The sequence below is a fragment of the Rhodocyclus gracilis genome, from assembly GCF_009617575.1.
GTDB lineage: Bacteria > Pseudomonadota > Gammaproteobacteria > Burkholderiales > Rhodocyclaceae > Rhodocyclus > Rhodocyclus gracilis.
In genome coordinates this window covers 1-22,525 of sequence record NZ_WIXJ01000008.1, presented here as the reverse complement: position 1 = coordinate 22,525, position 22,525 = coordinate 1, and the positions used below count along the sequence as shown (strand labels likewise).

Annotated in this window: 23 protein-coding genes; 17 read left to right on the top strand and 6 right to left on the bottom strand. The window is 62.6% G+C overall.

Features of this window, described 5'->3' with window-relative positions; all coding sequences use genetic code 11:
- Positions 1–63: 63 nt before the first annotated feature.
- Positions 64–990 (top strand): UDP-3-O-acyl-N-acetylglucosamine deacetylase, encoded by a 927-nt coding sequence (gene lpxC / locus GHK24_RS10875; RefSeq protein ID WP_153472913.1) that lies wholly within the window; start codon positions 64–66, stop codon positions 988–990.
- Between the two features lie 50 nt (positions 991–1,040).
- On the opposite strand, the gene GHK24_RS10870 is transcribed toward lpxC, so the two are convergent.
- Positions 1,041–1,484, bottom strand: coding sequence for a DciA family protein (locus GHK24_RS10870; RefSeq protein WP_153472912.1), 444 nt, complete (start codon positions 1,482–1,484; stop codon positions 1,041–1,043).
- Between the two features lie 11 nt (positions 1,485–1,495).
- On the opposite strand from GHK24_RS10870, the gene GHK24_RS10865 reads away from it, so the two are divergent.
- The 3 genes from GHK24_RS10865 to argJ all read left to right on the top strand — a co-directional run bounded on the left by GHK24_RS10865 (position 1,496) and on the right by argJ (position 6,590).
- On the top strand, positions 1,496–2,467 hold the full coding sequence (locus tag GHK24_RS10865) for a M23 family metallopeptidase (RefSeq protein ID WP_153472911.1): 972 nt from the start codon (positions 1,496–1,498) through the stop codon (positions 2,465–2,467).
- An 87-nt stretch (positions 2,468–2,554) separates the two neighbouring features.
- On the top strand, positions 2,555–5,272 hold the full coding sequence (secA, locus tag GHK24_RS10860) for a preprotein translocase subunit SecA (RefSeq protein ID WP_153472910.1): 2,718 nt from the start codon (positions 2,555–2,557) through the stop codon (positions 5,270–5,272).
- 79 nt (positions 5,273–5,351) lie between these two features.
- Positions 5,352–6,590, top strand: coding sequence for a bifunctional glutamate N-acetyltransferase/amino-acid acetyltransferase ArgJ (gene argJ / locus GHK24_RS10855; protein WP_153472909.1), 1,239 nt, complete (start codon positions 5,352–5,354; stop codon positions 6,588–6,590).
- Positions 6,591–6,695: 105 nt separating this feature from the next.
- Here argJ and apaG read toward each other — a convergent pair whose 3' ends face one another.
- A complete protein-coding gene (apaG, locus tag GHK24_RS10850) occupies positions 6,696–7,079 on the bottom strand; it encodes a Co2+/Mg2+ efflux protein ApaG (protein WP_153472908.1) in 384 nt (127 codons plus the stop codon).
- A gap of 225 nt (positions 7,080–7,304) precedes the next feature.
- On the opposite strand from apaG, the gene rpe reads away from it, so the two are divergent.
- The 3 genes from rpe (at position 7,305) to trpE (ending at position 10,346) form a co-directional block, all read left to right on the top strand.
- A complete protein-coding gene (gene rpe / locus GHK24_RS10845; protein ID WP_153472907.1) occupies positions 7,305–7,991 on the top strand; it encodes a ribulose-phosphate 3-epimerase in 687 nt (228 codons plus the stop codon).
- Positions 7,992–7,996: 5 nt separating this feature from the next.
- The gene (locus tag GHK24_RS10840; protein WP_153472906.1) at positions 7,997–8,692 is read left to right on the top strand and encodes a phosphoglycolate phosphatase; all 696 of its coding nucleotides are present in this window, start codon (positions 7,997–7,999) and stop codon (positions 8,690–8,692) included.
- Positions 8,693–8,870: 178 nt separating this feature from the next.
- Positions 8,871–10,346, top strand: coding sequence for an anthranilate synthase component I (gene trpE / locus GHK24_RS10835; protein ID WP_153472905.1), 1,476 nt, complete (start codon positions 8,871–8,873; stop codon positions 10,344–10,346).
- Between the two features lie 34 nt (positions 10,347–10,380).
- Here trpE and GHK24_RS10830 read toward each other — a convergent pair whose 3' ends face one another.
- Positions 10,381–11,061 carry a lytic transglycosylase domain-containing protein gene (locus tag GHK24_RS10830; protein WP_340666171.1) on the bottom strand — a complete coding sequence of 227 codons (681 nt, stop codon included), beginning with the start codon at positions 11,059–11,061 and terminating at the stop codon, positions 10,381–10,383.
- An 8-nt stretch (positions 11,062–11,069) separates the two neighbouring features.
- Positions 11,070–12,797: a proline--tRNA ligase gene (locus tag GHK24_RS10825; RefSeq protein WP_153472904.1), complete on the bottom strand. Its 1,728-nt coding sequence runs from the start codon at positions 12,795–12,797 to the stop codon at positions 11,070–11,072.
- A gap of 169 nt (positions 12,798–12,966) precedes the next feature.
- Between GHK24_RS10825 and GHK24_RS10820 the strand changes: the two genes are divergently transcribed.
- Genes GHK24_RS10820 through coq7 form a run of 3 tightly spaced genes read left to right on the top strand, consistent with a single transcriptional unit; the run spans position 12,967 to position 14,727 of the window.
- A complete protein-coding gene (locus tag GHK24_RS10820; RefSeq protein ID WP_153472903.1) occupies positions 12,967–13,512 on the top strand; it encodes an RNA pyrophosphohydrolase in 546 nt (181 codons plus the stop codon).
- On the top strand, positions 13,505–14,053 hold the full coding sequence (locus GHK24_RS10815; RefSeq protein WP_153472902.1) for a CNP1-like family protein: 549 nt from the start codon (positions 13,505–13,507) through the stop codon (positions 14,051–14,053). The genes GHK24_RS10820 and GHK24_RS10815 overlap by 8 nt, the downstream gene beginning before the upstream one ends.
- 53 nt (positions 14,054–14,106) lie before the next feature.
- Positions 14,107–14,727 (top strand): 2-polyprenyl-3-methyl-6-methoxy-1,4-benzoquinone monooxygenase, encoded by a 621-nt coding sequence (coq7, locus tag GHK24_RS10810; RefSeq protein WP_153472958.1) that lies wholly within the window; start codon positions 14,107–14,109, stop codon positions 14,725–14,727.
- 35 nt (positions 14,728–14,762) lie between these two features.
- On the opposite strand, the gene GHK24_RS10805 is transcribed toward coq7, so the two are convergent.
- On the bottom strand, positions 14,763–15,182 hold the full coding sequence (locus tag GHK24_RS10805) for an OsmC family protein (RefSeq protein WP_153472901.1): 420 nt from the start codon (positions 15,180–15,182) through the stop codon (positions 14,763–14,765).
- A gap of 548 nt (positions 15,183–15,730) precedes the next feature.
- Here GHK24_RS10805 and rplM point away from each other — a divergent pair.
- The 6 genes from rplM to erpA all read left to right on the top strand — a co-directional run bounded on the left by rplM (position 15,731) and on the right by erpA (position 19,440).
- A complete protein-coding gene (rplM, locus tag GHK24_RS10800) occupies positions 15,731–16,159 on the top strand; it encodes a 50S ribosomal protein L13 (protein WP_153472900.1) in 429 nt (142 codons plus the stop codon).
- A 9-nt stretch (positions 16,160–16,168) separates the two neighbouring features.
- The gene (rpsI, locus tag GHK24_RS10795; protein ID WP_153472899.1) at positions 16,169–16,561 is read left to right on the top strand and encodes a 30S ribosomal protein S9; all 393 of its coding nucleotides are present in this window, start codon (positions 16,169–16,171) and stop codon (positions 16,559–16,561) included.
- A gap of 284 nt (positions 16,562–16,845) precedes the next feature.
- A complete protein-coding gene (argC, locus tag GHK24_RS10790; protein ID WP_153472898.1) occupies positions 16,846–17,874 on the top strand; it encodes an N-acetyl-gamma-glutamyl-phosphate reductase in 1,029 nt (342 codons plus the stop codon).
- On the top strand, positions 17,850–18,614 hold the full coding sequence (locus GHK24_RS10785) for a DUF6776 family protein (RefSeq protein ID WP_153472897.1): 765 nt from the start codon (positions 17,850–17,852) through the stop codon (positions 18,612–18,614). Before argC ends, GHK24_RS10785 begins: the two co-directional genes overlap by 25 nt.
- Positions 18,615–18,626: 12 nt before the next feature.
- Positions 18,627–19,031 (top strand): bactofilin family protein, encoded by a 405-nt coding sequence (locus GHK24_RS10780; RefSeq protein ID WP_153472896.1) that lies wholly within the window; start codon positions 18,627–18,629, stop codon positions 19,029–19,031.
- Between the two features lie 58 nt (positions 19,032–19,089).
- On the top strand, positions 19,090–19,440 hold the full coding sequence (gene erpA / locus GHK24_RS10775; RefSeq protein ID WP_153472895.1) for an iron-sulfur cluster insertion protein ErpA: 351 nt from the start codon (positions 19,090–19,092) through the stop codon (positions 19,438–19,440).
- A 77-nt stretch (positions 19,441–19,517) separates the two neighbouring features.
- Here erpA and GHK24_RS10770 read toward each other — a convergent pair whose 3' ends face one another.
- The gene (locus GHK24_RS10770; protein ID WP_153472894.1) at positions 19,518–20,876 is read right to left on the bottom strand and encodes a M23 family metallopeptidase; all 1,359 of its coding nucleotides are present in this window, start codon (positions 20,874–20,876) and stop codon (positions 19,518–19,520) included.
- 87 nt (positions 20,877–20,963) lie between these two features.
- On the opposite strand from GHK24_RS10770, the gene tyrS reads away from it, so the two are divergent.
- A complete protein-coding gene (gene tyrS / locus GHK24_RS10765) occupies positions 20,964–22,166 on the top strand; it encodes a tyrosine--tRNA ligase (RefSeq protein ID WP_153472893.1) in 1,203 nt (400 codons plus the stop codon).
- Positions 22,167–22,525 lie beyond the last annotated feature (359 nt).

Sequence of the window (22,525 nt, the reverse complement as noted above, 5' to 3'; positions counted from 1 at the left end):
CGCGCACGGGTGCGCGGGCGGAGTGTGTTAGAATCCGCCGATTTCCCGCATTCTTTCAGGCACATGCTAAAGCAACGAACGCTCAAAACGCTGATCCGCGCCTGCGGCGTTGGCCTGCATTCGGGCGTCAAGGTCTCGATGACCCTGCGCCCAGCGCCCCCCGATACGGGGATCGTCTTTTGCCGTGTCGACCTGAATCCGGCAGTCGACCTGCCCGCTTCGGCCCTGCTCATCGGCGATACGCGCATGTGCTCGTGTCTCGAAACCGATAGCGTGCATGGCAAGGTGCGTGTCGGCACCGTTGAACACCTGATGTCGGCGTTCGCCGGCCTGGGGATCGACAACGCCTACGTCGATCTGGACGCTTCCGAAGTGCCGATCCTCGACGGTTCGGCCTCACCGTTTGTCTTCCTCATTCAGTCTGCCGGCATCGAAGAGCAGCCGGTGGCAAAAAAATTCATCCGCCTGCGCGAGTCGATTGAAGTGCGCGAGGGCGACAAATGGGCCCGCTTCGATCCGTACGACGGCTACCGTCTGGCGTTTTCCATCGTCTTTAATCATCCGGCCATCGACCGCAGCGGCCAGCAGGTCGTCGTCGATTTCGCCGAACACTCGTATGTGCGCGAAGTCGCGCGTGCGCGTACCTTCGGCTTCATGCAGGAAGTGGAATGGCTGCGCGAAAACGGATTGGCACAGGGCGGCGGTCTCGATAACGCGGTCGTCCTCGACGAGTTTCGCGTGCTCAATGCCGACGGTCTCCGCTACGCCGACGAGTTCGTCAAGCACAAGGTGCTCGACGCCATCGGCGATCTCTACCTGCTCGGTCATCCCTTGTTGGCCGCCTTCTCGGCCCACAAATCCGGACATGCACTGAATAACGCGCTGGCGCGGGCGCTGCTCGCCAATCAATCGGCCTGGGAATTTGTCAGTTACGCCGACGAGGCGACGGCGCCGGAAGGTGTCACGCGCTGGTTGGCGCAGCCGGCCTGAGTGGATCTCGGCACTGCCAGAGCGCTTGGCTGAGCACTTTCGCTGGCGGGCTACTCGTCGGCCGCGCGGCTGAGCAAGGTGTGCAGGGCGTCACGCAGCGGTGACGGCGGCAGGCGGTCGCGCAGGCCGGCGATCTCGCGGCGCGCACCGCTGGCCAGCGGACGTACGGCCGGAGGCGTTGTCCGGCGCGGGATTTCAGCAGTTTGAACTTTGACAATGACGCCGATACACTCGCAGCCCCGTTTGCCGAATTCCTGGCTGAGTGTTGGCGCCAACTGGCGCAGCTTGGTAGCAACCGCCCCTGAGGCGGCGTGAATGACGACCATCCCCGCGCGATAATTGGCGACCGTACTCGCCTGCGCGAGGTGCGCGGGGGCGATGTCCGCGAAGATGTGCGCCAGCTTTTGCAACAATCTGGCGTGCGCCAACAGGCTGCCGGCACCGTCGCCAGCCGCAAGATAGTTGTCGATTGACTGGCTCGTCGAGGACTTCAAGGAGAGTTGCCTTGCATATTATTCTCGTCTCCGATCATCTGGCGACCGCCAAGTCGGTGGTCGTCACGCCGCGCATTTTAGCCCTTGTGGCGGTAATAATCGTCTCGCTCGTGGTCGCTTTCTCCTTGTTGCTGTCGTGGGTGGGGGTGCAGTTCCGTCTGCCGTTCGCGGAACGACTCGCCATCTCGGTTCAGCAGCAGCAGGCGCAGAAGGACGAGGCCTTCATGCGCGACAATCTCAACGCCATGGCCGTCAAGCTCGGTCAGATGCAGGCGCAGATGGTGCGGCTCGATTCGCTCGGTGAGCGCATTTCCGTGCTGTCGGGCGCCGAGGCGCCGGCGTCTGCCGGCAAGGCGTCCGATCTGCCCGTCGCCAAGGGCAAGGGCGGGCAGGGCGGCCCCCTGATCCTGCCGCCGCCGCAGCCTCTCTCGGCGAACGAATTGCAGCGTGAAGTCGATCGCCTCGCCAGCGTCATCGAGCAGCGCAGCGACAGTCTGACGGCGCTGGAGTCGCAGTTGATGGACAAGCGCATCAAGACCATCCTGCTGCCGACCAATCTGCCGATTCGTGCGAGCGCCATCGGCTCCGGCTTCGGGTGGCGGACCGACCCGATCGCTGGCGTGCAGGCGATGCACGAAGGCATCGACTTCATCGCCGAGCCGGGGACACGCGTCATTGCCGCCGCCGGAGGCGTCGTCGCGTCCGCCGAGTTTCACCCGCAGTACGGCAATCTGATCGAAATCGATCACGGCAACGACTTCGTGACGCGCTACGCACACCTGTCGCGCATCCTCGTCAAACCGGGGCAGGTGATCAAACGCGGGCAGGAAATTGCCGCCAGCGGCAACACCGGTCGCTCGACCGGGCCGCACCTGCATTTCGAGGTGCGTCTCAAGGGCGTGCCGCAGAACCCGGCGCGTTTCCTGCGCCAGAATCTGCAAACCGCGCAAGGCGAACTGCCGAAGGAATTGCTGCCGCGCTAGAGGGCTACGCCACCGCAGAGTCGCGTCCGACTCGCGTGTCGCGTGCGTGCTAGAATCCCCGTCTTTCGGCCCTCTTCCCTTCTCAGAATGATTCCCGGCCTTTTCAAGAAGATTTTTGGCAGCCGCAACGATCGGCTGGTCAAGCAGTACGCGCAAACCGTGCGCAAGATCAATGCGCTCGAACCGGCAGTCGCCGCGCTCTCCGACGAGGCGCTGCGCGCCAAAACCGATGAGTTCAAGGCGCGCTTCGCCGCCGGCGAGACGCTCGACGCGCTGCTGCCGGAAGCCTTTGCCGTTGTCCGCGAGGCGGGTAAGCGCGTTCTCGGCATGCGCCACTTCGACGTGCAGATGATCGGCGGCATGACGCTGCATGACGGCAAGATCGCGGAAATGCGCACCGGTGAAGGCAAGACGCTGATGGCGACGCTGCCGGCCTACCTCAACGCCCTGTCGGGCGCCGGGGTGCACATCGTCACCGTCAACGACTACCTCGCCAGCCGCGATGCGGAATGGATGGGGCGGCTGCATCGCTTCCTCGGGCTGACGGTCGGCGTCAATCTGTCGCAGATGTCGCACGACGAGAAGCAGGTCGCCTACGCCGCCGACATCACCTACGGCACCAACAACGAATTCGGCTTTGACTACCTGCGCGACAACATGGTGTTTACCGCCGCCGAGCGTGTGCAGCGCTCGCTGGGCTTTGCCATCGTCGACGAAGTGGACTCGATCCTCATCGACGAGGCGCGCACGCCGCTGATCATTTCGGGCCAAGCCGAAGACCACACTGCGCTGTACGTGCGCATGAATGAAGTCGCGCCGATGCTCGTGCGCTGCGAGACCGAAGAAGGCGAGGGCGACTACTGGGTCGACGAGAAGGCGCACCAGGTTCTGCTGTCCGAAGCCGGGCACGAGCATGCCGAAGAGATTCTCGCCCGCCTGGGGCTTTTGCCCGAAGGCGGCAGCTTGTACGACTCCGCCAACATCCTGCTGATTCACCACCTCTACGCCGCCCTGCGCGCGCACACGCTCTATCTGCGCGACCAGCACTACGTGGTGCAGAACAACGAGGTCATCATCGTCGACGAATTCACCGGCCGCATGATGCCGGGACGGCGCTGGTCTGACGGCCTGCATCAGGCGGTCGAGGCCAAGGAAGGCGTGCGCATTCAGAACGAGAACCAGACGCTCGCTTCGATCACCTTCCAGAACTACTTCCGCATGTACGGCAAGCTCTCCGGCATGACCGGTACAGCCGACACCGAAGCTTACGAATTCCAGCAGATATATGGTCTGGAAACGGTCGTCATTCCGACCAACATGCCGATGCAGCGCATCGACCACAACGACCAGATTTTCCGCACCGCCGACGAGAAACACCAGGCGATCGTTGCCGATATCCGTGGTTGCGTGGCGCGCGGCCAGCCGGTGCTGGTGGGCACGACCTCCATCGAAAACTCCGAGCTGCTCTCTGCTTTGCTCGACAAGGAAAAGCTGCCGCACCAGGTCCTCAACGCCAAACAGCACGCGCATGAAGCCGAGATCGTCGCGCAGGCGGGGCGTCCTGGCGTCATCACCATCGCCACCAACATGGCGGGCCGCGGTACCGACATCGTCCTCGGCGGCAATATCGAAAAAGAACTGGCGGCGCTGCGTGCCGACGAATCGCTCAGTGATGCCGACAAGGAACAGAAGATCGCCGCTGTGCGCGCCGAATGGCAGCGCGTGCACGAGCAGGTCGTGTCGGCGGGCGGGCTGCACATCATCGGCTCCGAACGCCACGAATCGCGCCGCATCGACAACCAGTTGCGTGGCCGTTCCGGTCGTCAGGGCGACACGGGGTCGTCGCGCTTCTACCTGTCGCTCGAAGATCCGCTGCTGCGCATCTTTGCCGGCGACCGCCTGAAGGCGATCATGGACAAGCTGCGCATGCCGGAAGGCGAGCCGATCGAGCACCCGCTGGTGTCGCGCTCGCTCGAATCAGCGCAGCGCAAAGTCGAAGGGCGCAATTTCGACATCCGCAAGCAGTTGCTCGAATACGACGACGTTGCCAACGACCAGCGCAAGGTCATCTACCAGCAACGCGACGAATTGCTGGAAAGCGGTGATATCAGCGAAACCATCACCGCCATGCGCCACGGCGTGCTCACCGACACCTTCCGCCTCTATGTGCCGGAGGACAGTGTCGAAGAACAATGGGATCTGCCGGGCCTCGAAAAAGCGCTGGCCGCCGAGTTGCAACTCGAACTGCCGGTTGCCGCTTGGGCCGCCGCTGAGCCGAACCTTCCTGACGACGCGATCCTCTCGCGCATCATCGCGGCCGTCGACACCGCCTACACCGCCAAGGTGGACCTCGTCGGGGCCGCGAACTTCCACCAGTTCGAGCGCAACATCATGCTGCAGACGCTCGATACGCAGTGGCGCGAACACCTTGCGGCGCTCGACCACCTGCGGCAAGGCATTCACCTGCGCGGTTACGCGCAGAAGAACCCGAAGCAGGAATACAAGCGCGAAGCCTTCGAGCTATTCGAAGCCTTGCTTGACCGCGTACGCGCCGAGACGACCCGTTTGCTGATCACCGTTCAGGTGCGCACCGAAAGCGTCGAAGAGGCTCCCGTTGCCGAGATTGGTGCGGACCTCGCCAGCGAGCCGGCACCTGCTGCCTTCGCCGAGGCAGCCGCAGCCCCTGCCGCACTGGCGGCAGAGCCGGTCGTTGATCTCTCGCAAGCGCCGAAGGCTGGACGCAACGATCCCTGCCCCTGCGGTTCCGGCAAAAAATTCAAGCATTGCCACGGAAAACTGAACTGATGCCCACGCGCCGCCTGCGGGCGGCGTGCGACGTTATCGGCGCCGGCCTCGCGGTCGCGCGCGTTCGCAAGGAACGCCCATGTCTGTGAATTACGCAACTCCTGCTCCTGACCAACTCTTTCCCGTGGCGGGCGTCCGCATCGGCGTCGCCGAAGCCGGCATCCGCAAGGTCGGGCGCCGTGACTTGACGCTCGTCGCGCTCGATCCCGGCTGTCGTGTCGCAGGCGTTTTCACGCAGAACCGCTTCTGCGCCGCACCGGTGCAACTCTGTCGTCGGCACCTTGAGCTTGGCGGCGAGATTCGTGCGCTCGTCATCAATACCGGTGTCGCCAACGCCGGTACGGGCGAAGCGGGCATTCAGGCTGCCTGGCAGACCTGTGCCGCCGTCGCCCGTCTGCTCGGGATCGAGGAGCGTCAGGTGCTGCCCTTTTCGACGGGGGTGATTCTCGAACCGCTGCCGACCGAACGACTGGTTGCCGGCTTGCCCGCGTGTGTCAGCGATCTGGACGCTGACCACTGGCACGCCGCCGCGCACTCGATCATGACCACCGATACCGTCGCCAAGGCGGCGTCGCGGCGCGTCACCATCAACGGTCATGTCGTGACCATCACCGGCGTCAGCAAGGGCGCCGGCATGATCAAGCCGAACATGGCAACGATGCTCGGCTTCGTGGCCACCGACGCCGCCATCGCTGCGCCGCTGCTGCGTCGTCTGGTGCGCGAAGCGGCTGACGAGTCGTTCAATTGCATTACGGTCGATGGCGATACGTCGACCAACGATTCTTTCATGCTCATCGCCAGCGGGCGCTCCGGCGCTGAGTTCGACTCTGCCGATGCCCCGGGCTACGCACAGTTGCGCGAGGCGGTGATCGGCGTGGCGGTCGAGTTGGCGCAAGCGATCATCCGCGACGGCGAAGGGGCGACCAAGTTCATCACGGTCATCGCCGAAAACGGCCGCGACCGCGAGGAATGTCGCCGCGTCGGTTACGCCATCGGTCACTCGCCGCTGGTGAAAACGGCGTTCTTCGCCTCCGACCCCAACCTCGGGCGCATCCTCGCTGCGATTGGTTACGCCGGCATCGACGACCTCGACGTCGATACGTTGCGCGTGTGGCTGGAAGCGGCGGGCGACAAGGTGCTGGTGGCCGAGAACGGCGGGCGTGCCGCCAGTTACCGTGAGGAAGATGGCGCGCGCGTGATGCAGGAGAGCGAGATCACCGTGCGTGTCGACCTCGCGCGCGGTGTCGCGGCGGCGAAGATCTACACCTGCGATTTCTCGTACGACTACGTCAAGATCAACGCCGACTATCGCAGCTAGGATCGTCCGTTCGTCAGGATCGTCCGCGCCGTTATCCGCGAAGCCCGCTGCGTGCGGGCTTCGTCGTTTCTGCTGCTGAGCGCATCGTCGGGCGGAGCTCGGGTTTCAATGCAGTACGCGCGGCGCGGCGAGCGTGAATTCGGGGATCAGCGCCTGAAATGCCACGCCGTCCTCGGCGACCATCTGGTAGGTGCCGTGCATGCTGCCGACAGCGGTCGTCAGTTGGCAGCCGGAGGTGTACTCGAACTTTTCGCCCGGATGCAGCAAGGGCTGGACGCCGACCACGCCAAGGCCGCGTACCTCCTGTGTCTGGCCGCTGCCGTCGGTGATGACCCAGTGGCGCGAAATGAGCTGCGCAGCGACCGTGCCGACGTTCTCGATGGTGATTGTGTAGGCGAACACGTAACGGTCGTGCTCTGGCGCCGACTGCGCGCTGATGTACTGAGGCAAGGCGCTGACGAGGAATTCGTATTTCTTGCTTTCGGCCATGGCGGGTCCGGAGGAGGTGGAGCAGGCGGGCGGATCGCCGCGCTGCCGGGGTAATCAATGGCAAGCCTGCGTCTGACACGCGGTGCCGCGAGCGGTTCTGTCGCGGCGCGCGGTGCGCGACAAATTGCGCCGTAGCTGGAACCATTGGGCCGGTGTACGGCCGGAGTCGTCATCGCCCGCTGCCGGTGCTTCGAGTAAGATCGGGTTTTTTCTTTTGGGGCTGCCATGTACGTCATCGCGCCGAGCCTGCTCTCTGCCAATTTTGCCCGTCTGGGCGAGGAAGTCGTCAACGTCGTCGCCGCCGGTGCTGACTGGATTCACTTTGACGTCATGGATAACCATTACGTCCCTAATCTGACTATCGGCCCGCTGGTCTGCGAGGCGATTCGCCCGCTGACCGAGGCGCCGATTGACGTGCATCTGATGGTCAAGCCGGTCGACCGGATCATTCCCGATTTCGCCAAGGCGGGCGCCAACATCATCACCTTTCACCCGGAAGCCTCCGAACACATCGACCGCTCGCTGTCGCTGATTCGCGAGCAGGGCTGTCAGGCCGGGCTGGTCTTCAACCCGGCGACGCCGCTCGACTATCTCGATTACGTGATGGACAAGATCGATGTCGTCCTGCTGATGAGCGTCAATCCGGGCTTCGGCGGCCAGAAGTTCATCCCCGGCACGCTGGCCAAGCTTGCCGCCGCTCGTGCGCGAATCGACGCCTATGCGCGCGAGACCGGGCGGCGCATCCGTCTGGAAATCGACGGCGGCGTCAAGGTTGACAACATTGCGGCGATTGCGCGCGCCGGGGCCGACGCTTTCGTCGCTGGTTCGGCCATCTACGGCACGAAAGACTATGCGGCGACGATTGCCGCCATGCGCGCCGAACTGGCGAGCGTTCCGCAACCCACCGCCTGAACGCCATGCGCATCCGCTCGCTCACCATCGATCTCGACGGAACGCTGCTCGATACAGTTGGCGATCTCGCTGTCGCCAGCAACGCCATGCTCGCCGATCTGAGCCTGCCAGCGCGCAGCCTGGCCGAGATCAACGCCTTTGTCGGCAAGGGGATGGCGGTTCTGGTGGAGCGCTGTCTGGGCGCGGCCTCCAGCGATGCGGCGCTGGTGGCGCGCGCCATCGAGCGGTTCCGTGTTCACTACGCCGAGGCCAACGGGCATTCGACACGTCTCTATCCGGGTGTGCTCGATGGACTCGACGCATTGCGCCGTCTGGGCTTCCCCCTTGCCTGCGTGACCAATAAGCCGGCGATGTTCACCGAGCCGCTGCTGGCGCGCATGGGGATCGCCGACTATTTCGCCGTGGTCGTCAGCGGCGACACGCTGCCGTTCAAGAAACCGCGTCCCGAGCCGCTCTGGCACGCCTGCGCCGCCATGGGCAGTGAGCCGGCCGCCAATTTGCATGTCGGTGATTCGGCGAATGACATCGCTGCAGCGCGTGCGGCGGGCTGCCCGGTGATTTGTGTGCCGTATGGGTATAACGAGGGGCGTCCGGTGGACAGCGCGGAATGCGATGCGCTAGTATCGGACCTCGTCGAAGCCGCCTCCTATGCGGCTTCCCTTGTCTTGTCGCCGCCCGTTCCAAGGGGCCGGCCTTCCTGAATGTCCACATGTCGCACGACTACGTTGCCGAAGTGAAGGAGAAACGTGCAGCGCGCGCCGAGAGCCTGGCTTCTCCGTGCCGCTGGCGTTCGTGGCGGGGCTGAGCGTCCGCCCCTGACGGTGCTTGCACCGTCGCTTCCTTCCTGACGAAGTACGCCAACGTTTCTGCGAGATGACCATGAACGACATCGAATTCAACGCCCTGGCCGCGCAAGGCTATAACCGTATCCCGGTAACCCTCGAAACCTTCGCCGATCTCGACACGCCGCTGTCGATCTACCTGAAGCTGGCCAATGGGCCTTACACCTACCTGCTCGAATCGGTGCAGGGCGGTGAGCGCTTCGGGCGCTACTCGATCATCGGCCTGTCGAGCCCGACGCGCATCGTCGTGCACGGGCATCAGGTGCTGGTGCTGACCGGCAACCGCATTGCCGAACGCGAAGACGACACCAATCCGCTCGATTTCATCGGCGCGTATCTCAAGCGCTTCCGGGCGGCACCCTCAACCGGTCTGCCGCGCTTCTGCGGCGGTCTCGTCGGCTGTTTCGGCTACGACACCGTGCGCTACGTCGAAACGCGGCTGACGCGCACACAGAAGCCCGGCGATCTCGGTACGCCCGACATCGGCCTGCTGCTGTCCGAGGAAATCGCCGTCGTCGACAACCTGTCGGGCAAGCTCACGCTCGTCGTCTATGCCGAACCCGGTGTTCCCGGTGCCTTGCAGAAGGCGCAGTCGCGGCTGAAGGAGTTGCTCGCCCGCCTGCGCGAGCCGGCGCAGATTCCTGCGGAAACGCCGCAGTCGTCGCTGCCTGCAGTCTCGGTGTTTGGCGAGGCGCAGTTCCGGCAGGCGGTGCAGAAGGCCAAACGCTACATCACCGAGGGCGACATCATGCAGGTCGTCCTCTCGCAGCGCATGAGCAAGCCGCTGGCGGCAAGTCCGCTGGCGCTGTATCGCTCCTTGCGTTCGCTGAACCCTTCGCCCTACATGTTCTACTTCAACTTCGAGGATTTTCACGTCGTCGGCGCCTCGCCGGAGATTCTCGTGCGTCTCGAAGGTGACAAGGTGACCTTGCGGCCGATCGCCGGCACGCGTCGCCGTGGCGCGTCGTACGAGGAAGACGAAGCGCTCGCGGTGGAGTTGCTGGCCGACGAGAAAGAGCGCGCCGAACACGTACAGTTGCTCGATCTGGGCCGCAACGACGCGGGGCGCGTGTCGGCCGTCGGCTCGGTGCGTCTGACCGAGAAAATGACCATCGAGCGCTACTCGCACGTGATGCACATCGTCTCCAACGTCGAAGGTAAGCTGCGACCGGGACTCGACGCGCTGGATGTGTTGAAGGCTGCGTTCCCCGCCGGCACTGTCTCGGGCGCGCCGAAAGTGCGCGCGATGGAGATCATCGACGAACTCGAGCCGGTCAAGCGCGGGATTTACGCCGGCGCGGTCGGCTACCTCGGTTTCCACGGCGAGATGGATCTGGCCATCGCCATCCGCACGGCGTTGATCAAGGACGGCGAAATGCATGTGCAGGCTGGTGCCGGCATCGTCGCCGACTCCGATCCCGCCGCCGAGTGGCAGGAAACGCAGAACAAGGCGCGCGCCGTGCTGCGTGCTGCCGAGCTTGCCGAACAGGGACTCGATACGCGCGTCGACTGACGTGTCGCCGGCAACGGGGGGCGGCGGCCTGCGCTTAGCGCAGCGTCGGCAGGCTTTGGCTGGCGATACGGCTGCGCAGGGCGCCGCCGGTGTCGGCGCTTCCTCCTGCCGTGTCGCCGGCCAGCGGGCTGCGCGGATACTCCCAGCGGTTTTGCCAGGCAGCGCGCACCAGCGTCGGGTATTCCGGCTGGCCGAGGCTGCCGTTGTAGCGGCCCAGCGCGCGGTAGAGGTCGCCCTGCTCGATATCGAGATAGTGACGCAGGATGGTGCAGCCGTAGCGCAGATTGGTGCGCAGGTGGAAGAGGTTGTCGTCCTCGCGCCCGATCAGTCGTATCCAGAACGGCATCACCTGCATGAAGCCTCGGGCGCCGGCAGACGAGACAGCGTACTTGCGGAAGCCGCTTTCCACCTGAATGAGGCCGAGGACGAGTTGCGGGTCGAGTCCGGCACGCGTCGCTTCGTAATGCACCGCGCGCAGGAATTCGAGGCGGCTGTCGCGATCGGGAATACTGCGCTCAAGACGCTGCGACATATCACTGAGCCAGGCCACCGATTCGAGTGAATCGCGAAACCCCGTACCTGACGGTGCCTGATCAGCGAGCGAGCGCGACAAAGCACTCTGCACACTGGCCGACAGCGCTTCGTACTGCTGCGCGCCGGCCCACGCCGCAGACGAGGCGTACGAGGTGGCCAGTGCCAGCAGCGCACCGGCCACAGCGTATCTCAGGCAGCGCACAGCCTGGCCTTGATGAAGGCGGCCATCTCGCTTACTGCCACCATCTGCGCGTCGCTGTCGCGTCGTCCCTTGTACTCAAGCTTGCCTTCACCCAGGCCACGGTCGCCGACGACGACGCGGTGCGGGATGCCGATCAGCTCCATATCGGCAAACATGACGCCCGGACGTTCGTTGCGGTCATCGAGCAGAACGTCGATGCCGGCAGCGGCGAGTTCGTCGTGCAGGGCGGTCGCTGCCTCGCGCACGGCATCGCTCTTGGCGAAGCCCATCGGCACGATGACGACCTGGAAGGGGGCGATGCTGGACGGGAAAATGATGCCGCGCTCGTCGTGATTCTGCTCGATGGCCGCCGCGACGATACGCGACACGCCGATGCCGTAGCAGCCCATTTCCATCGCCTGCGATTGGCCGTTCTCGTCGAGGAAGTTGCACTTCAGCGCTTCGGCGTAGCGCGTGCGCAGCTGGAAGATGTGGCCGACTTCGATGCCACGGCACAGTTCGAGCGGGCCGGCGCCGTCAGGCGAAAGGTCGCCGGCGACGACGTTGCGCAGGTCGACGCCGGTGCCGGGGTCGGACAGGTCGCGGCCCCAGTTGACGCCGGTCAGGTGGTAGCCCGCCTCGTTGGCGCCACAGACGAAGTCGCCGAGCGAGGCGGCGGCGCGGTCGACGACAACCGAGACCGCCTCGCTGGCGCCGACCGGGCCGAGATAGCCGGGCTGGCTGCCGAGCGCGGCGACGATTTCGTCCTCGCGCGCAAAGCGGAACTCGCCGATCTGCTTCTGCGCCTTGATTTCATTGAGTTCGTGATCGCCGCGCAGGAGCAGCAGGGTGAATGCCGGCGTGCCTTGCGGCGGCTCGGCGCGCACGACGGCGATGGCCTTTACCGTCTGCGTCAGCGGCAGACCGAGGAAGGCGGCGACATCTTCGCACTTCTCCTTGCCCGGCGTCGCCACCTTGGCGAGCGCGGCAACGGGCGCCGGACGCGGCGTCGCCGGCACGACGGCCTCGGCGAGCTCGACGTTGGCGGCGTAGCCCGAGGCCGGACAGTAGGCGAGCGCGTCCTCGCCCGAATCGGCGAGGACGTGGAATTCGTGCGAGCCGGTGCCGCCGATCGAGCCGGTGTCGGCGGCGACGGCGCGGAAGGCCAGCCCCAGACGCTCGAAGATGCGCGTGTAGGTGGCGTACATGTTCTCGTACTCACGCTGCAGGTCGGCGAAGCTGGTGTGGAAGGAATAGCCGTCCTTCATCAGGAACTCGCGCCCGCGCATGACGCCGAAGCGCGGACGAATCTCGTCGCGGAACTTCATCTGCACCTGATAGAAGTGCAGCGGCAGCTGGCGGTAGCTCTTCACCTCGCGGCGGACGACGTCGGTGATCACTTCCTCGTGCGTCGGGCCGATGACGAAGTCGCGCTGGTGGCGGTCCTTGAAGCGCAGCAGTTCGGGGCCGTACTTCTCCCAGCGGCCCGATTCCTGCCACAGTTCGGCGGGCTGCACTGCCGGCATTGACAGTTCGATCGCGCCGGCGCGGTTCATTTCTTCGCGCACGATGCCTTCGACCTTGCGCAGCACGCGCAGCCCCATCGGCATCCACGTATAAATGCCGCCCGCCATGCGGCGGATCAGGCCGGCGCGCAGCATCAGCCGATGGCTGACGACTTCCGCGTCAGAAGGGGCTTCCTTGAGTGTGGAGATGAAAAATTGCGAGGTGCGCATGGCGTTCGATTCGGAAAGGTAATTTGTCAATTTTACAGGACGTGCGGGGCCGATGCGATCTTGCCCCGGTTTTTGCCGGTAAGCAGGCGTTCGCGGCTCTCGCCACGAGCTTCTCAAGTCCTTGGAATTGTGAAAGAATGTTTTCCAACCAATAGATTGCAGGTCTACTATGCTTGATCGTGAAGGCTACCGCCCGAACGTCGGCATCATTCTGTGCAATGCCAGGAACGAGGTTTTCTGGGGCAAACGGATTCGCGAACATTCGTGGCAGTTTCCGCAAGGCGGCATCAATCGCGGTGAATCTCCCGAGCAGGCGATGCTTCGTGAGCTCTACGAGGAGGTTGGCCTGCTCCCCGAGCATGTGCGCATACTCGGACGAACCAAAGACTGGCTTCGCTACAATGTGCCGACACAGTGGGTCAGACGCGAATGGCGTGGCAGCTACAAAGGCCAGAAGCAGATATGGTTTCTGCTGCGCCTTGTCGGGCGCGATACTGATGTCTCGCTGCGCGCGAGCGATCACCCGGAGTTTGACGCGTGGCGTTGGACGCACTACTGGGGCCCGCTCGATACCGTCATTGAGTTCAAGCGCGGGGTGTATTCCCAGGCATTGAACGAGCTTGCGCGTTACCTCGACGCCGACCAGCGTCGCCCGCGCCCATCCGTCGAAGCGCGTGTGGCAAAACCCGAGGTGGAGGGGGCGTCTGATGAGTAATGCCAGGCCTGCTCGCTGGAGAGCAGGGTTCCTCTTGTCGGCTTCCTTGAGCATCTGCTGTGCTGTGTGCCCCTCGCTGTCTCCGGCTGCGGACTTCGATGACGACTACGACGTGAAGGTCTGGGAGGAAATCGAGGCCAAGTTGCCGGCGCCGCCCAAAGATTCGTCGTTGATCGCATTTTTTGTCAGTGCCAGCTCGGCGAATCGTTTTCAGGTGGATGGTGACTCGATTTCCGTCGGCGCTGACGGCGTCATTCGCTACACCTTGGTCGTTACCAGTGCGTCGGGCGTGCGGAACGTCAGCTACGAGGGCATTCGGTGCGAGACGGCGGAGCGTCGGCTCTATGCGTTTGGCCGCGCCGATGGCGCGTGGTCAAAGGCGCGCGGGAATATGTGGGTGAAAATTCAGAACAGCAGCCTGAATCGCCAGCATGCGGCCTTGTTCACCGAGTATTTTTGTCCCATCGGTAATCCCGTGGCAGACGCGGATGAGGCGCGTAAGGCGCTGCTCGCCGGTGGGCATCCTTCCGTCCCGCACTAGTTCCCCGGCAAGGGGTGAGGGCTGGGCGAACGTTTTAGCTTGGAGGTGTGATGCTGGCCGATCGCTTCATCATCGAGTTTGATCGCGCGTTGCGGACCGTATTTGCCTCGTCGCCCTTGTCGCGCCCGATGCCCGGTGCTGACGTGGCGGATGTCGATCTGTCGGACGACGACCGTCGGCATGTGGCCGCGTTGATGCGGGTCAACCACTGTGGCGAGGTGTGTGCGCAGGCGCTTTATCAAGGGCAGGCCATCACCAGTCGGCAGCCGGCCTTGCGCGCCGCGCTCGAAAAGGCGGGGCGGGAGGAAGTCGAACACTTGGCCTGGACCGAGCGGCGTTTGTCGGAACTCGGCGGCCGCACGAGCGTGTTGAACCCGCTTTTCTACCTCGGTGCGCTGTCGATGGGAGTGCTGTCGGGTGCGATGGGCGATGCCTGGAATTTGGGTTTTCTCGCCGAAACCGAGCGCCAGGTTGAGCTTCACCTGGCTCGCCATCTCGCGGAACTGCCCGAAGAAGATGCACGGTCGCGCGCGATTCTCGCGCAGATGAGTGCCGACGAAATCGCCCATGCTCACATGGCCGTTGGTTTGGGGGGCAGAGAGTTGCCTTCGCCGGTTAAAGCCGCCATGCGAAGCGCCGCCAAGGTCATGACAGGTGCAGCCTATCGCCTCTAGGGGGGGCGGTCGATCTGCCGCCGGATGGGCGGCAATCAGGTTTCGATGATCTCGAAGTCGTGAGTGATTGCGGCGGTTTTGCCGAGCATGATCGAGGCAGAGCAATACTTGTCGTGCGACAGTTCGATGGCTCGGGCGACGCTCTCGGGGCGCAATCCTTTTCCCGTGACGCGGAAATGGAAGTGAATGCGCGTGAATACCTTCGGGTCGGTTTCGGCGCGTTCCGCTGAGAGCGTAACGTCGCATCCTGTGACGGCTTGTCGCCCTTTCTGTAAGATCAGCACGACATCAAAGGCGGTGCAGCCGCCAGCGCCAGCGAGCATGGTTTCGAGAGGGCGCGGGGCGAGATTGCGTCCTCCGGCTTCCGGGGCGCCATCCATCATCAGTACGTGCTTGCTGCCGGTCTCGGCAATGAACGACATCCCTTCGCCGCTCCAGCGGACTCTGCATTCCATATGGCATCCCTCGGGTTTTGTTTTCGCAATTGTAGCGTGCGGTGAGTTGTTCGGATGTGCCTGTGTGTTCTGGTGCGTCGCAGCAAATTTGGGGGGGCGAGCGAGGGGCGGCGGGATGGTTGAAATTACGAATTGAGGAAGTCGTTTCCTTTTGGCGTTTCTAGGGTTATGTTCTGTAAGGTTTGTCATTTCTTGTCTGGTTTGGCGGGGAGATGGACGGAATCGCTTCCGCGATGCACAAAGGTGCTTGATCTTTGCAATGTTTGGCAGGATAATTCGATCCAACTCAGCGTCGCACTTTTTGGCGCTTGCTGTTTTGTCTCCTCCACCCTCCTCCTTTGGTGTGGATTTAGCGCGACTCGTTTGAGTCGCGTTTTTTTTGCCTGCAAGCGCTCGTCGGTGCTGGCCACAGACGAGCTTCGTCGGGTGTGGAGGCTCGATGTTTCGGGTTTTACACGCTTTTATGCGTGATCTGATTGACACGGCCCATGGTCCTCGAATAGACTACGCGGCTTTCTGCAATCAGGCATAAAAGGACGGCGCTCCAAATGAAGACTTTCTCCGCCAAGCCGCACGAGGTGAAGCGCGAGTGGCTGGTAGTCGACGCTACCGACAAGGTGCTCGGGCGCCTGGCCACTGAAATCGCTAGTCGCTTGCGTGGCAAGCACAAGCCCGAATTCACGCCCCACGTTGATACCGGTGATTTCATCGTTGTGACCAACGTTGAAAAGCTCCGCGTCACGGGCAACAAGGCTCAGGACAAGAAGTATTACCGGCACACCGGCTTCCCGGGCGGTATCTACGAAACCAGCTTCGCCAAGATGCAGCAGCGTTTCCCCGCTCGCGTTCTTGAGAAGGCGGTCAAGGGCATGCTGCCCAAAGGCCCGCTTGGTTACGCCATGCTCAAGAAGATGAAGTGCTACGTCGGCGACTCGCACCCGCATGCCGCTCAACAGCCCAAAGTTCTGGATATCTAAGGGGTTCTCATGGCTGAAAATTTTTACTACGGGACCGGTCGTCGCAAGAGCTCGGTTGCTCGTGTTTTCCTGCGTCGCGGAACGGGTGCCATCGTTGTTAATGGCAAGCCGGTTGACGAGTTTTTCTCTCGCGTCACGGGCCGCATGATCGTTCGCCAGCCGCTTGAGCTCGTCGATCACATCTCGACCTTCGACATTCAGGTGAATGTCGGTGGCGGCGGTGAGTCCGGTCAAGCCGGCGCGGTGCGCCACGGCATCACCCGCGCGCTGATCCAGTACGACGCTGCGCTGAAGTCCGCTCTGTCGAAGGCCGGCTTCGTGACGCGTGACGCGCGTGAAGTCGAACGTAAGAAAGTGGGCTTGCACAAAGCTCGTCGTCGCAAGCAGTTCTCCAAGCGCTAATTTTTCAGCGATCCGCTGCCGCCGCTCCAAAGCCGGCGCTTGCGGTGCGAAGTTGGAGAGAAGAACGGTCATCGCCACTTTGGCGCTGACCGTTTTTTTTCGTCTGTGATCGGGTAGGCATAGCGATTGTTTGTACGCCGCGGTCTTGCGTTGCAGAAGATCGTTCCGTGCTCGCGGGGTGCGCCGAAGGGAGCCATGTGTCGCGGCAATGCCGACGCAACGTGCGCGCTTTTGTGTTTATAGGGTGTGCGCATTAAGATACGGCGCTGTTTCAGGAGAAATCGATGATCAAGGCAGGTGTCGTGGGTGGTACCGGATACACAGGGGTGGAGCTTCTGCGCCTCCTGGCACAACATCCGCAGGTCGAATTGGCGGCGATTACCTCGCGTGGCGAGGCGGGAACCTTGGTTTCCGACATGTTCCCCAGTCTGCGCCGGCGAGTGACGTTGCGTTTTTCTGAGCCGTCCGATGCGCCTCTCGACGGATGTGACGTCGTGTTTTTCGCGACCCCGAACGGGGTGGCGATGCACCAGGCGCCGCCGCTGTTGGCGGCAGGTGTGCGCGTCATCGATCTGGCGGCGGATTTTCGTCTGAAGGATACCGGCGAGTGGGCAAAATGGTACGGCCAGCCGCACGCGGCGCCGGAGTGGCTGGCGAAGGCTGTCTATGGTCTGCCCGAACTCAATCGGCTGGCGATTGTGGGCGCGCAACTCGTCGCGAATCCGGGCTGTTATCCGACGGCCGTTCAGCTCGGTCTTGCGCCGCTTGTCGAATCGGGGCTCGTCGATCTCGAGCATTTGATTGCCGATGCCAAGTCCGGCGTGTCGGGCGCAGGGCGAAAGGCGGAAACGTCCAGCCTGTTCTCCGAGGCGGCGGATAACTTCAAAGCCTACGGCGTCGCCGGGCATCGCCACTTGCCGGAAATCCGGCAAGGTCTGTCTCGGTTGGCGCCGCGTCCGGTGGAGTTGACGTTTGTGCCGCATCTGACGCCGCTCATCCGCGGCATTCATGCGACGCTTTATGCGCGCTTGGTCGCTGAAGGCGATATTCAGGCTCTCTTTGAAAAGCGATACGCCGATGAGCCCTTCGTTGACGTGCTGCCGCCGGGGGCGCATCCCGAGACGCGTTCCGTCCGTGCGTCCAACGTCTGCCGGCTGGCCGTGCATCGTCCGCAGGGCGCTGATACGGTGGTTGTATTGTCGGTGATCGACAATCTCGTCAAGGGTGCGGCGGGGCAGGCGGTTCAGAATATGAACATCATGTTCGGTTTGCCGGAAACGGAAGGTCTATGGCATCTCCCGGTGCTACCCTGAAACTTCGGCGCTTTCGCCGGCGCTTTGGCATCGGCGCGCCGCGTCTGGCGATCCGCACGCATGTCGAGTGGCGCTGGCGCGTGCTCGCCGGGGTGATCGCACTCTTGCTGACGGGGGCCTTGCTCTTCGCCAGTTTCGACGCTGGGCGGCGTTCGGCCGGAAATTTCAACGCGGCGGCCGATGCCGAGCTGAATGCGCTCAAGGGGCATGTGGCTGCCCTCGAAACCGAGGCGGCCGCCTTGCGCAGCATCGTGAGTTCTGGTGGCAGCAACCTGCAGATGGAACGTGCGGCACAGCAGCAATTGGCGCAGCAGGTGCGGGCGCTGGAGTCAGAAAATGGCGCACTGAAGGACGATCTGGCGTTTTTCGAGGGGCTGATTCCGGCCTCGGAAGAGTCCGCCGTTCCAGGCGTGCGCATCCATCGCATGAGCGTCGCTCCGGATGCCGTGCCTGGGCAGTACCGCTATCGCATGCTGCTCGTCAATAACGGTGGCAAGCCATTGAAGGAATTTCGCGGCACCTTGCAGTTGGCCGTGCAAGTGCGCCAGGGGAATGAAGATGCTATCATCGCCGTGCCTTCGGAGGCGGAGCGCGGTGCCGCTCGATTTCAAATAGAAATCAAGCACTTCCAGCGTGTTGAAGGTGTTTTCTCGGTGCCGCCGGGAGTGCTCGTGAAGTCCGTGGAGTCGCGTTTGATGCAAGACGGCGCGGTGCGGGCAAGACAGACGGTCAACCTCTAGTTGGGGTGTCAAATGTTCAGTGTGAAAAACGGCAGCAAACCGCAAAACAAGATCGATAGCCTGATCGGCGCGGGTACGCGCATTGAGGGGCACGTGACGTTCAGCGGTGGCCTGCGCGTGGACGGCGAGATTCGCGGCAATGTGCGTGCCGAAAAGGAAGAGACCGGAACGCTGGTGATCAGCGAGCAGGCGCGCGTTGAAGGTGAGATCACGGTCGGCCATATCGTCATCAATGGCACCGTCATCGGCCCGGTCTGCGCGGCGGTGTCGTTGGAACTTCAGCCCAATGCGCGGGTCACAGGCGATGTCGAGTATCATCAGCTGGAAATGCAGCAGGGGGCCGTTGTTCAGGGCCGACTCGTGCATCAGACAAGCGCCAAGACGGTCGAACTGAAACTGGCCAGCAGTACTAACTGATCCCGCAGGATCAGCCCGCTAACGCCCGGCACGGTCGGGCCTATCAGGAGTTTTTTCGATGAATGCAGCAGTCGATATCCCGGCGCCGCTCGTCTTTACTGACAGCGCCGCCAACAAGGTCAAGGAGCTGATCCTCGAAGAGGGCAACGCCGATCTGAAGCTTCGCGTGTTTGTTTCCGGTGGCGGTTGCTCTGGCTTCCAGTACGGCTTCACCTTCGATGAAGTGGCCGCCGACGACGATACGGCGATGGAAAAGAACGGCGTCACGCTGCTGATCGATCCGATGAGCTACCAGTATTTGGTCGGCGCCGAGATCGATTACACCGAAGGACTGGAGGGTTCGCAGTTCGTGATTCGTAATCCGAATGCGACGTCGACCTGCGGCTGCGGCTCGTCCTTCTCTGCCTGATTGGCGAAAGGGCTTGGCCGGTGACGGCAAAAAAAAGGCGACCTTGGTCGCCTTTTTTGTTGCCGATTGCCGCCGACTCATTCGCTGGCCGCGACGGTGACCTGTTTGGCTAGACCGAGTTGTTCGGCACGCGCCGGCACGGTGCGGCGGAAGGCTGCCATCTGTGTGGGTTCGAGAGGCAGCGAGGCCGGCAGATTCAGGGCGAGCGGATTGACCTGCTGGCCGTTGACACGGAATTCATAGTGCAGGTGCGGGCCGGTCGCCATGCCGGTCATGCCGACGTAGCCGAGCGTATCGCTTTGCGCGACGTGCGCTCCCTTGCGTATTCCCGGGCCAAATCCGCTCAGGTGACCGTAGGCACTTGAGTACGCTCCCGCATGGCGAACGACAATGAGATTGCCGTAGCCGTTTTGCTGTCCGGCGAATTCGACGGTACCGTCGGCGACACTGCGCACGCGCGTACCGATTGGTGCGCCATAGTCGATGCCCTTGTGAGCACGCCATGTTTGCAGGATGGGGTGGAAGCGGGCGGTGGTAAAACCGGAGGTCACACGCGAAAACTCGAGCGGTGAGCGTAAGAACGCTTTGCGCAGATTCTGGCCGTCGCGTGTGTAGTAGCCGCCATGCGAATTGTCGGCGGCGTACCAGAACGCGGTGTAAGTCTTCTGATTATTGACGAACTCCGCCGCGAGGATGCGGCCGCTACGGATCGCTTGCCCTTTGTAATAGAGCATCTCGTAGACCACCGAGAAACGATCGCCCTTGCGCAGGTCGCGCAGAAAATCGATGTCGGCACCGAAGACGTCGGCAAGTTGCGTGGCGATGGCGTCGGGAATGCCGGCGCTATCGGTGGCGCCGAAGAGCGAGTAGCGGATTTCGCCGGACTTGAAGTGCGTCTGCGTTTGCAGGGCCATCGCTTCTTCGCGGGCCGAGAAGTGCTCGCCGTTGCGCTCGACGATGAGCGTCGCGTCTTTGCCGTTGAGCGGAAAATATAACGCGCGCAGTTCGCCATTGGCTCCGGTGCGGGCGGAGACCGATTTCCCAGGCCGCAGTTGCCGGGCGATTACGTGCGCATCACTATTGTTAGTCAGGAAGTCAAACGCGGTGCGGTCGTCCACGCCCAGACGGAGTAGAAGCGAGGACAAGGTGTCGCCGCGCAGAATGCGGTCTTCGTGCAGGAATTCGGCGCCTTCGCTGGCGATGAGTTTTGGTGCCAGGTTGTTGAGCGTTTCAACGACGGTGCGCTGATCGATAGCCTGCTTGTCGTCGCTCGGCGCAATTGCGAACGCCGTCACCATGCCCAAAAGCGAGCAGGCGCCGGCGATGGACAATGGCCAGCGCAGGCGTGCCAGTCGGTCGATCGCGGGATGGGATTGCGCTAGAATCGCCGATCCTTCGCAATGGCTTGTTTTGCGGCCCGTATCTGAGTCATTCATGTTCTTCCTGCGTACAAAAAGGCACGCGGGAGTCTAACAAACTACGCCGTCCGCCCGCATTGGGGCAGCGGCGCTAACGAGGTTTATATGATCGATGTCGAGAGCAGCCTGAGTTTGATCAAGCGCGGCGCCGAAGAGCTGCTGGTGGAGGCGGAACTCGTCGAAAAGCTGAAGAGTGGCCGCCCCTTGCGCATCAAGGCGGGCTTCGATCCGACGGCGCCCGATCTGCACTTGGGGCACACGGTGCTGCTGAATAAATTGCGCCACTTCCAGGATCTCGGCCATCAGATTCTCTTTCTGATCGGTGACTTCACCGGCATGATCGGCGACCCCAGCGGCAAGAACGCCACGCGTCCGCCGCTGACGCGTGAGCAGATTCTTGAGAATGCCCGTACCTACGAGGAGCAGGTGTTCAAGATTCTCGACCGGGACAAAACCGAAATCTGCTTCAACTCGACCTGGATCGAGGCGCTCGGTGCGGCCGGCATGATGCGGCTGGCTGCAACGCATACGGTTGCTCGCATGTTGGAGCGCGACGATTTTTCGAAGCGCTACGCGGCCGGTCAGCCGATCGCGATCCATGAATTCCTCTACCCGCTCTGTCAGGGCTATGACTCGGTGGCAATGCGGGCGGACGTCGAGCTGGGCGGAACTGACCAGAAATTCAATCTGCTCGTAGGGCGCGAAATGCAGAAGCATTTCGGGCAAGCGCCTCAGTGTGTGCTCATGATGCCGTTGCTCGTCGGGCTGGATGGCGTCAACAAGATGTCGAAGTCGCTGGGCAATTATGTGGGGATCAACGAGGCGTCGCGCGAGATTTTCGGCAAACTGATGTCGGTCTCTGATGATCTGATGTGGCGTTATTACGAGTTGCTCTCTTTCCGCGCGCTCAGCGATATCGATATCTTGCGCCGTGAAGTCGCCGGCGGGCGGAATCCGCGCGATGCCAAGGTGGCTTTGGCGCTGGAAATCGTTGCGCGCTTCCATGGTGAGGCGGCTGCGCAAGACGCGCTGACCGATTTCGAGGCGCGCTTCCGCCATGGCGCCGTCCCAGATGACATCGAGGAAGTCTCGATCGTGGCTGATGGCCCCTTGGTGATTGCTCAGGTACTCAAACAGGCTGGCCTGTGCGCCAGCACGTCGGAGGCTCTGCGCATGATTGATCAGGGCGGCGTGCGTGTCGACGGCGAAAAGCTTGCGGATCGCGCAGCAAGCTTGCCAGGTGCCGGCGTCTATGTGGTGCAGGTTGGCAAGCGCCGGTTTGCGCGCGTGACCGTGGCTTCTTCGTGAAATCAGTGGGTTGCCTGCCATTGTCGAGAAATTATTGAAAAACGGCGCCAAAATCGTTGACGCGCCGATTTGGCTCTGTATAATTCGCATCTTCGTTGCACGGCAAACGCAGTAAGTCAATAAAAACAATGGCTTAAAGTGTTTTCACGGTTGGCGAAAGCGCGTAAAACAAGAAGTTTTCAGTGGGTGTTAAAAGTATTTGACGCGTTCTGAAATGTCTGTATAATTCGCTCCTTCGCTGCTGACGCAGCGAACGAATTCGAAGCAAGTGCTTGAATTCAAAGTTCTTTAAAAACGAGACAATTGATAGGTGTGGGTGCTTGTCGAGGTGACCGGACGCGAGTTCGGGAGCAAAAAGA

Excerpts from the sequence above, each read along its gene's own strand:
- lpxC (WP_153472913.1), top strand. The coding sequence starts at position 64 with ATGCTAAAGCAACGAACGCTCAAAACGCTGATCCGCGCCTGCGGCGTT.
- secA (WP_153472910.1), top strand. The coding sequence starts at position 2,555 with ATGATTCCCGGCCTTTTCAAGAAGATTTTTGGCAGCCGCAACGATCGG.
- argJ (WP_153472909.1), top strand. The coding sequence starts at position 5,352 with ATGTCTGTGAATTACGCAACTCCTGCTCCTGACCAACTCTTTCCCGTG.
- apaG (WP_153472908.1), bottom strand. The coding sequence starts at position 7,079 with ATGGCCGAAAGCAAGAAATACGAATTCCTCGTCAGCGCCTTGCCTCAG.
- rpe (WP_153472907.1), top strand. The coding sequence starts at position 7,305 with ATGTACGTCATCGCGCCGAGCCTGCTCTCTGCCAATTTTGCCCGTCTG.
- GHK24_RS10840 (WP_153472906.1), top strand. The coding sequence starts at position 7,997 with ATGCGCATCCGCTCGCTCACCATCGATCTCGACGGAACGCTGCTCGAT.
- trpE (WP_153472905.1), top strand. The coding sequence starts at position 8,871 with ATGAACGACATCGAATTCAACGCCCTGGCCGCGCAAGGCTATAACCGT.
- GHK24_RS10825 (WP_153472904.1), bottom strand. The coding sequence starts at position 12,797 with ATGCGCACCTCGCAATTTTTCATCTCCACACTCAAGGAAGCCCCTTCT.
- GHK24_RS10820 (WP_153472903.1), top strand. The coding sequence starts at position 12,967 with ATGCTTGATCGTGAAGGCTACCGCCCGAACGTCGGCATCATTCTGTGC.
- GHK24_RS10815 (WP_153472902.1), top strand. The coding sequence starts at position 13,505 with ATGAGTAATGCCAGGCCTGCTCGCTGGAGAGCAGGGTTCCTCTTGTCG.
- GHK24_RS10805 (WP_153472901.1), bottom strand. The coding sequence starts at position 15,182 with ATGGAATGCAGAGTCCGCTGGAGCGGCGAAGGGATGTCGTTCATTGCC.
- rplM (WP_153472900.1), top strand. The coding sequence starts at position 15,731 with ATGAAGACTTTCTCCGCCAAGCCGCACGAGGTGAAGCGCGAGTGGCTG.
- rpsI (WP_153472899.1), top strand. The coding sequence starts at position 16,169 with ATGGCTGAAAATTTTTACTACGGGACCGGTCGTCGCAAGAGCTCGGTT.
- argC (WP_153472898.1), top strand. The coding sequence starts at position 16,846 with ATGATCAAGGCAGGTGTCGTGGGTGGTACCGGATACACAGGGGTGGAG.
- GHK24_RS10785 (WP_153472897.1), top strand. The coding sequence starts at position 17,850 with ATGGCATCTCCCGGTGCTACCCTGAAACTTCGGCGCTTTCGCCGGCGC.
- GHK24_RS10780 (WP_153472896.1), top strand. The coding sequence starts at position 18,627 with ATGTTCAGTGTGAAAAACGGCAGCAAACCGCAAAACAAGATCGATAGC.
- erpA (WP_153472895.1), top strand. The coding sequence starts at position 19,090 with ATGAATGCAGCAGTCGATATCCCGGCGCCGCTCGTCTTTACTGACAGC.
- GHK24_RS10770 (WP_153472894.1), bottom strand. The coding sequence starts at position 20,876 with ATGAATGACTCAGATACGGGCCGCAAAACAAGCCATTGCGAAGGATCG.
- tyrS (WP_153472893.1), top strand. The coding sequence starts at position 20,964 with ATGATCGATGTCGAGAGCAGCCTGAGTTTGATCAAGCGCGGCGCCGAA.